An 8,571-nucleotide genomic window follows, 5' to 3' on the forward strand; every position below is an offset into this window, starting at 1 on the left:
AGCAAATTTTATATATTTGACGCCATTTCTTTCTCTGGTTTTCATACATTTTGTCGGAAGAGAAGAAATTAAATTGACGACTGTAATTGGATTAGCGATAATTTTATCTGGCATTTATTTTCAGAATTTCGTTGGAGAAAGACAAAAAAAACAAAATGCGTTTTCGCGATGAAAAGAGAAAGCAGAGTTGTTACTGAATTCATTCTGCCACCTTGATGGAATAAACCTGATAACAGAACATGAACTTTGGAACAAAGGAATCAAAAGCTGGGAACAGGCAAATTCAAGCTTAGAAAGTATAGGTTTCTCTGAAAAAAAATGCAAAAATATCAGGAAAGGCATAGAAACCTCATTTCAGAAATTTGAAGAGAGAGCAACCGACTATTTTTTCGATTCACTGCCGAGAGAACAGCATTGGAGATTTTTCAAAGAATTTAAAGATGAAATTGCCTATCTCGACATTGAGACCACCGGTCTGTCAAGAACCGACTCTGTGACTGTTGCCTCAATATACTATAAGGGTAAATTGGACGTATATGTGAATGGTATAAATATGGAAAAGATGGTCCAAGATATAGCAAAACCCAAGATTTTGGTGACTTTCAACGGCAATCGATTTGACATTCCGTTTATTGAAAATTATTTCGATATTAAAATTTACCAGAAAAAAATCGACTTGATGTATATTCTGAGAAATTTAGGATTTCGCGGAGGCTTGAAAAGGTGTGAAAAATCTCTTGGTATAACGAGAGAAGGAATGGAAAATCTTGATGGCAATATCGCTGTTCTTCTATGGGAAGATTATCGCAGAAATAAAAATGTAAAAGCTTTAAAAACCTTAATAGCTTATAACGCCTACGACACAATCAACCTTGAAAGACTTTCGGCAATATCCTACAACAAAAATATAATTCTTACAGGGATTGATTTCACCAAAATGGATATTCCCAGGAGCAAAGCTGTTCCATTTTTCCCAAATCCTGCTACCGTAAAAAAAATAATGGATAATTGACAAGGAGGCAAATCAATATGTATGGATTTTTTTCACTTATTTTGCTTATCAACCTTTGGAGTTTCAACCCTGGGGGAAAGACCAAATCTATGAAAGAAGAAACACAAAACATTATTACAGTTGAAATCATTACAGACAGAGGAAATATTATCCTCGAACTCTATCCCGACAGAGCTCCTCTAACAGTTTATAATTTCGTTAGATATGTTAAAGAAGACTATTATGACGGGTTGATTTTCCATCGAGTGGTCAAGAATTTTGTCATACAGGGAGGCGGTTTTCAACCGGGTCTTGTTTACAAAGAACCCTTTTTCGATCCGGTAGTCAACGAGGCTGCGAATTCAGAACTCAGCAATTTAAGAGGCACAATAGCTATGGCGCGAACATCAGACCCGAATTCTGCTACTTCACAATTCTTTATCAACACATGCGACAACGACAGGCTTGACTGGGATAAATGTTCCGACCGTTATGGGTACTGCGTTTTTGGAAAAGTAACAGAGGGAATGTACGTGGTGGATGAGATAGAAAACTTGCCGGTGAAAACAGTTGGTCCTTATGAAAATGTCCCGACTGTAGACGTGATGATAGAAGATATTATTATTCACGAAGATATGTAGAATAATGACAAAAGAAGACAAGAGAAACCCGTCTTTCTGCCGTGTTTTAATTTGGAAAAGTCTTGGCGTAAATTGGTTTTGAAAGAGGAGATGTTGAAATATTTAAAAAGACCTAGAAAGGAGAGAACAATATGAACAGGGAAAAGTACATACTCATCCTGAAAAAGGCGATAAAAAACGAAATTGAAGCCTATATCTTCTATGACAGCGTCGCCAAAAAGGTCAAAGAAGAATCCATGAAATCATTGTTCTCAGATCTTGCTCAGGAAGAAAAAAATCATCGGACTTTGCTGGAAAGTTATTTAGAAAACCCATCAAAACCGTTGGTTTTTCAGGAGGGTCAGGACTACAAAGTTTCAGAATCGGTAGATCTTCCTCCTTTGACATCTGACATGAGTCCTGCCGAAGCGGTATCTCTCGCAATGAAAAAAGAAGAAGAGGCCATGAAAACATACGAACAATTCGCTGACCTCAGCAAAGACGAAGAACAAGCAGGGATTTTCAGGAACTTGGCAAATATGGAAAAAGGGCACAAGGCGAAACTCGAGGGCATGTACACAAACATGGCTTTTCCCGAGGCTTGGTGACCCAAAAGAAATTTTGAGTAAACCAGGCAGTTATTTGATGTCAATAGTGAAAATAATAGTGATTACTGGAGTTGTTTTGACAGGATAAAAAAGTGGGAAAAGAGCATAAAAACACGAAGTACGGCAATACAGACGATCCAGGCCTGATTCTCAGCAAGATTCACGGAAAGAGAGTTCTTGACGTCGCTACCGGGACTGGTTCCAATATTCAGCACCTAAAAAATTCTTTGGGAAGTTTTAAAGAAATTATCGGCATAGACCTTGAAAAACCCGAGCGGATAAAAAAGTTTGATCATGACGGAATTTTCAACGGACAAAATATCAGGTACATTCAAATGGACGCCGCCCAGTTGAAGTTTGACGACTGCAGTTTCGATGTTGTCTCAATCGGCAACTCTCTTCATCATTTGGAAGATCCTGAAACAGTATTAAGCCAAATGTTTCGCGTTTTAGAGGAAAAGAGGTGGGCAGTCATAAGTGAAATGTACAGAAATAGACTTTCTCCTGAGTCTCAAACACATGTTCTTGTCCATCATTGGTGGGCTGGAATTGACAGCGCGTTGGGGGTGACGCACAGAGAGACTTACAAAAGATGCGATCTGGTGGAAATGATAGAAAGAGCAGGTTTTATCGAGAATAAATACTTCGATATAATCGACAGTGAAAGCGATCCGCATGATGAAGAAAGAAAGAAATATTTTTACGATGCCATTGAAAAATATCTCTATAGAGCGAACTCTTTTCAAAACCTGCCTTTTTTTAAAGAGCAGGCAAAAAAATTACTGGATCGAATAGATAGAATAGGTATTAGATGGTCGCCTGTTTTACTTGCTATAAGTAAAAAACAGTAATTGGAGGTAAAATGAAAAAGATCGGAATTATCATATGCGCAAGGTATATAAACTGCGGCGGAGGTAAATGCCTCAGAGCGATGAGAGAGAAAGTTGGAGGATTCGCATGCTACCCCGAAGAAGAAGAGTTACAACTCGTAGGTTATGCAAATTGTGGGGGGTGTCCTGGAGGAAACATCGAATATGTTCCTGAAGAGATGGTAAAAAACGGAGCGGAAGTTATCCACTTGGCAACAGGTCTTGTTGTTGGTTACCCTCCGTGCCCGAGTATGAATTTTTTCAAGGAATTCATTGAAACCAAATTCAAAATTCCTGTTGTAATAGGCACTCATCCTATACCCATGAAATACTTTGAGATCCATAAAAATCTTTCTTTCTGGAAAAAGGCGGACATCGGAAAGGCAATAAAACATTTGCTGGAGGAAGATGAAAAGATTATGCTTGACTATAACTGACAGACCAAATGTTTTTCAAAAGATATCTTCCTTTACTTACATCTCTAATACTTTTCTTTATCATAGTATCTATTATATTGTCTGTTTCTTTAAAAGAAAACAAAGGGAAATTTGTATATGCACTTGATGATGCTTATATTCATATGGCGATGGCTAAAAATTTCTCAAAATATGGTGTTTGGGGAGTTGACAAAACAGCTTTTACTTCTTCGTCGTCTTCACCTCTTTGGACTTTTCTGTTGTCGTGTTGTTATTCAGCGTTTGGCGTAAAAGAAATTTTACCGTTTGTACTAAACCTCATCTTCTCTATAATTTTCTTGTTTGCTGTAGATATGATTTTAAAGAAAAACAGAACAGATATGAGTTTTAGAATACTCGTATTATTGTCGATTGTATTTTTTTCCCCGTTGTATGCTCTTGTTTTTACGGGACTTGAGCATGTTTTACATATTCTTCTTGTCTCTATTCTTCTTTTTGTCTCAAAAGAAGTCATCGTCGAAAATAAAAGTGTCTTAAAAATAATACCTATTGCTTTTTTTGCTATTGCGACTCGATATGAAAGCCTTTTTTTGGTTTTTGTAATAATTATTTTTCTTTTTTTGAAGAAAAGATGGGTAAGCGCTTTGTCCTTTTTAATAATATCTTCATTGCCTGTTATTGCCTACGGACTTATATCAGTTAGTAAGGGGTGGAATTTTTTCCCCAACCCTGTCTTCATGAAAGGGAATTTTTCAGGTCTGGTGTTCGGTGAATTGTCAAAACTTTTCAACAGATTTCTAGAGCAATCAGCTATAACCCCGGATCTTATCGTTTTAATCTTATCAGCGCTTTTATTGTCAATATTTTTGACGAAAAAAAGTTTTATGAAAACTCATTTTTGTTTACAGTTTTTGTAGCCGTTGCAACGATTCATTTGATTTTTGCCAGAGTTGGTTGGTTTTTCCGATACGAGGCTTATTTAATAGATATTGGAATTTTGTCTATATCGACAATAATCTTTAAATATTTACCTGAAATTTGGACAAAGATATCTTTTTATAAAAAAGCACTCATGTTTTTGTCTGTGATTATCCTGTTTTCTCCTCTTTTAAGAAGAGCCTGTTTAGGTTTTTATCAAACACATAAAGCAACAAAAAACATTTATGAACAACAATATCAGATGGGGCTTTTTGTTAAAGAGTATTATTTGGGAGAAGCCGTTTTACTAAACGATATTGGGGCGGTATGCTTTCTTGCAGACGTGAAATGCGTGGATGTTTGGGGCGTGGCAAACTACGAAGTTATGTGCCTTAAAGGCAAAGAAAAGTATTGTACCGGCGATTTTGAAAGGCTTGCCAAGGAATATGATTCTAAATTAGCAATAGTCTATGAAGAATGGTTAAATTTTTATGGGGGGGTTCCCCGGAGTTGGATTAAAGTCGGTAAATGGAAAATAAAAGACAACGTAGTGTGCGCAAGAGATGAGGTTACATTTTTCGCCTTTGATGAAGATGGAGGGGAGAGGTTGAAAGCTCTTCTCTATCAATATAAAAGTTTTCTTCCAGAGGACGTAGAACAGACAGTATACTAAAAAGCGTCGTAAAACTGTTTTTTAAATGAGTCTTTGAGCGCCCGAAGATTTTTAACCCCGTAGAGAATCTCAACAAAGATAAATGTCTGGAATTTTGAAGGTAAAAGAATACTGGAAAAGCGACATGTCAAGTAAATAATTAATAAAGGTAAGAATTAATAGTAGAAATTCTCATACAAAGGCTTTTTATCAACACAATGTGGAATAATTGTGGATATATTGTTGAAATTTGTTAAATTTGTTTATTTTATGTTAATTATCTGTTAATAAGATAGTAGAAAGATGAAATATGTGAGGAAACATTGAGCGATAAAAAGGCTTTTAAACAGGAAGAGATTATACTTTTTGTTCAAAACCAAACAGAAGGTTGGAAAGATGCATATTTTTCTCATAATATTTCTGAAATCGCTGAAAACAACGCGAGGACTGAATTTGGCATAAGAAACGATGAAAAAATTCTTGCTCTGATAAACGAAGCTTTTCTTGAACAAAATATTGGTAAAAGTGGGTTTGTCTTCACTGACGAAAAAATCTGTATTAAACCGCCTTTCAGAGAAACGTTTTCGGTTAAATACAGCGATTTTCCAGAAACGCCTTTTTCATTTTTCAGAGAGAAAATTTCTTTGAACGAATCTTCTTCACAAAAAGATATGGTTTCATTGTGCCAGAAAATAAAGGTATTAGCCATGTATGGAGATCCCGATCACATAAAACTTCCTTCTGACCCCACAAAGAGCCCGCATCCTGTAAAGGACTGGTTTGTTTTTGCTCTGACTTTCATGTTTTTTATTATTTTAGTCCCTTGGCTGTCGTTTAGTGTAATTGGCCCTCGAGTTTCTCTTCCGAGCCCTGTCAGATATTTATCCTTGATAAGTATTCTTTCTTGGTTTATTTGGTTTAATTCTCATAGAGCAAAGATCAAAAGAAGAGAAAAAAAAACACTATTTTCCATTTTCAAAAGAATTGCATACGGTGTGTTTTTTTCAGCAGGATTTCTGGGGGCGGTTGTACTGGATAAGACAAGGACAAATCCCGGTTTAAATATGTCTTCTCTGTTGCCTGTTTTAGGGACGTCTTTGATTGGAGCAGTAGCTTTTATTGTTTTATTTCTGTTGCTGGAGAGGTTTTTTCTTCTTGCTGGACATAAGAGGAAGAGAAAAATAATCGTCAGGAAGTATCTGGAAGATCTTGAAAAAGAAGACAAAAACGGATTGATAGGTCTTCTTGACGCAGGCGTCTGCGACCTGGACGACGATGCTGAAATAAGAAAAGTCTGTTACGACATCGCGAATATTTCCATAAACCCTCTTAAAGAATACTGGGATCTCCTTCAAAAATCAGACCTCTTTGATTTTTTCCAATACGCAAAAGACAGAGGATACGATTTCGAAAAATGGGGAAAACCCGAGGTAATTGTAAATAAAATTGTGACATTTTAAATTTGGTTAATAAATATTTGGATTGTAAATTATCTTGAAGAGGGAAAAATATGGCAACAGACAAGGATTTCATCGAGTACATAACCGACCAGATGGCTGAAGCTGGTAAGATAACATACAGGAAAATGTTCGGGGAATACGCCGTATATCTCAATGGTAAAGTAGTAGCCCTGGTCTGCGACAACAAACTGTTCGTTAAACCGACAGAAGGCGGTGGAAAATTTATCGGCAATGTCGTTGAAGCTCCGGCTTACCCTGGAGCTAAAATGAGTTTTTTGATCGAAGAAGGATTTGAAGACACTGCATGGTTGAGCGAGCTCATGAGGATTACAGCTGAAAATCTCCCTGAACCTAAAAATAAGAAAAAAGGAACGAAGAATAGAGGAAAGGGTGAAAAAAAGGACAGGAGGTAAAAATACATGGAAAAATTGTTTTTTACAGTGATGACTTTTATATTTTTGTCCTGCAGCGCCTTCGCTGATGAAGAAATGTCTAACAGACCGGTTGTCAGAGCTTCACAATATGGTTTGACCTACGCGAAAAGCATCCCGGATGCGGCCTATGGGGATATGGGAAAAACGTTTATCTATTCTGTCGGATGGGAAAATGACGAAATCATATGTGAGTATAATTGGTATGCATATGAAATATACCTTGGCGGTCCTGGAGAGACAACAATTGTCCGCTTCGGTCCATGGCACAGGGGAAATGAGCCAAAGGAAGACCACCTCGCAATCGGCTTTTACAGAGACCAAGAAGTATTAAGAGAATATTCAACGGTTGAAATTAAGAACCTGGGAAGCGGTATCTCGGTCAGCGTGTCGCATTATGAAATATTCGGGGAAAAGCCGGGTTTTAGTTATGCCGGAGATGATGATTACGTCTTTGAAGTAAAAGGTGTCAGCGGAAAGCTTTTTTCATTCGATATTTCCTCGGGAGATCTTCTTAAATAGCTGTTTTCCTCCAAGATTTAGATAAATTTACAGAAAAACCTTTATTCCTGTGTTCTGAACTTATCTATCACACCAAGCCAGAAACCGTCTGTCTGACCGGATAAGGGATTCAGAGGTTCGTTTATATTGTAAATGTATCCTGTCTTGCCGTATCTTCCCTTTTTGCCTTCGTCAAAATACTCTTTATCCATTGCGATGTGTTTGACCCGGACGCAGATAGATGCGCCTTTGCCGTCGGAAAAGGTATCCTTCTCCCAAAGAAATTCACACTCAAGGCTTAGAAAACACTCGGCAACCCTTGGAGCATTAACCGTTTTAGACTTTTCGATCGTCAAACCCGATTTTGTTATCTCGTCGTCTTCAAATTCATTGTTCTTTATCGTCTTCAGACATTTGTCGAATATTTCAGAAGAAGGAAAGTTAATCACGCATTCTTTTGTGTTGATAAGGCTTCTGTACATATGACCTGATTTATTGACGTGACCGAATATGCACAAAAATTCGCCTTTGTCGGAAAAGAACGTCGACCACGACTGAAGGCAGGCGTTGGGTCTGCCGTTGTCTTTGTATGAAGTCACGAGAAAGACAGCAGAAGGAATAGCCGTGATGAGTTCTTTCCAGGGGAACATTGCCGATGCCCCAGGCCATGGTTCAATGTATTTGACGTCATTATCTTTTAATTCGATTTTCATGTTTTTAGCTCCTTGATTTATTGAAAAATATTGGTTTTTTTTTACCCATATATTAGAATTGCTTTTAACCTAGTTTAGTTGAAATTATTTTTTATTTCAATTGCTAATTGACGGAAAGGCTGTGTTTGATAACATAAAAGCGATGTAAAAACATTTTGTAAACACGAATGAAAATTAGATACATAGAAAATGTTTTTCCCAAAAAAGAGTACATTCAGAATACAAGGGAGTATAAAAAATGTTTAAATATATATTTGGTCCCGTTCCTTCGAGAAGGCTTGGAATGTCTTTGGGTATAGACCTTGTCCCGAAAAAAATCTGCTCGCTGGATTGTGTTTACTGCGAAGTTGGGAAAACGACAAAACTCACTCTTGAGCGAGGAGAATATATAA

At 37.1% G+C, this 8,571-nt stretch carries 11 protein-coding genes; 10 read left to right on the forward strand and 1 reads right to left on the reverse strand.

Annotation, left to right across the window (positions count from 1 at the left end):
• Positions 1 to 187 precede the first annotated feature (187 nt).
• The 10 genes from JXA84_07870 (at position 188) to JXA84_07915 (ending at position 7,487) form a co-directional block, all read left to right on the forward strand.
• Positions 188 to 1,012, forward strand: coding sequence for a ribonuclease H-like domain-containing protein (locus JXA84_07870; GenBank protein MBN1151115.1), 825 nt, complete (start codon positions 188 to 190; stop codon positions 1,010 to 1,012).
• A gap of 17 nt (positions 1,013 to 1,029) precedes the next feature.
• Positions 1,030 to 1,632, forward strand: a complete 603-nt coding sequence (locus tag JXA84_07875) for a peptidylprolyl isomerase (GenBank protein MBN1151116.1) — start codon at positions 1,030 to 1,032, stop codon at positions 1,630 to 1,632.
• A gap of 131 nt (positions 1,633 to 1,763) precedes the next feature.
• Entirely contained in the window at positions 1,764 to 2,219 is a 456-nt protein-coding gene (locus JXA84_07880; GenBank protein MBN1151117.1) for a ferritin family protein, read from the forward strand.
• Positions 2,220 to 2,311: 92 nt separating this feature from the next.
• Positions 2,312 to 3,070 carry a class I SAM-dependent methyltransferase gene (locus JXA84_07885; protein MBN1151118.1) on the forward strand — a complete coding sequence of 253 codons (759 nt, stop codon included), beginning with the start codon at positions 2,312 to 2,314 and terminating at the stop codon, positions 3,068 to 3,070.
• Positions 3,071 to 3,081: 11 nt separating this feature from the next.
• Positions 3,082 to 3,525 (forward strand): CGGC domain-containing protein, encoded by a 444-nt coding sequence (locus tag JXA84_07890; GenBank protein ID MBN1151119.1) that lies wholly within the window; start codon positions 3,082 to 3,084, stop codon positions 3,523 to 3,525.
• Positions 3,526 to 3,674: 149 nt separating this feature from the next.
• The gene (locus tag JXA84_07895) at positions 3,675 to 4,421 is read left to right on the forward strand and encodes a hypothetical protein (GenBank protein ID MBN1151120.1); all 747 of its coding nucleotides are present in this window, start codon (positions 3,675 to 3,677) and stop codon (positions 4,419 to 4,421) included.
• Between the two features lie 167 nt (positions 4,422 to 4,588).
• On the forward strand, positions 4,589 to 5,095 hold the full coding sequence (locus JXA84_07900) for a hypothetical protein (GenBank protein ID MBN1151121.1): 507 nt from the start codon (positions 4,589 to 4,591) through the stop codon (positions 5,093 to 5,095).
• Positions 5,096 to 5,397: 302 nt separating this feature from the next.
• Entirely contained in the window at positions 5,398 to 6,534 is a 1,137-nt protein-coding gene (locus JXA84_07905; GenBank protein MBN1151122.1) for a hypothetical protein, read from the forward strand.
• Positions 6,535 to 6,584: 50 nt separating this feature from the next.
• On the forward strand, positions 6,585 to 6,947 hold the full coding sequence (locus tag JXA84_07910) for a TfoX/Sxy family protein (protein MBN1151123.1): 363 nt from the start codon (positions 6,585 to 6,587) through the stop codon (positions 6,945 to 6,947).
• Positions 6,948 to 6,953: 6 nt separating this feature from the next.
• The gene (locus tag JXA84_07915) at positions 6,954 to 7,487 is read left to right on the forward strand and encodes a hypothetical protein (protein ID MBN1151124.1); all 534 of its coding nucleotides are present in this window, start codon (positions 6,954 to 6,956) and stop codon (positions 7,485 to 7,487) included.
• A 41-nt stretch (positions 7,488 to 7,528) separates the two neighbouring features.
• Here the strand turns inward: JXA84_07915 and JXA84_07920 are convergent, their stop codons facing one another.
• The gene (locus tag JXA84_07920) at positions 7,529 to 8,116 is read right to left on the reverse strand and encodes a flavin reductase (GenBank protein MBN1151125.1); all 588 of its coding nucleotides are present in this window, start codon (positions 8,114 to 8,116) and stop codon (positions 7,529 to 7,531) included.
• Between the last annotated feature and the right edge of the window lie 455 nt (positions 8,117 to 8,571).

It is taken from the genome of candidate division WOR-3 bacterium (genome assembly GCA_016926475.1).
In the GTDB taxonomy this organism is placed as follows: Bacteria; SDB-A; SDB-A; order SDB-A; family SDB-A; genus JAFGIG01.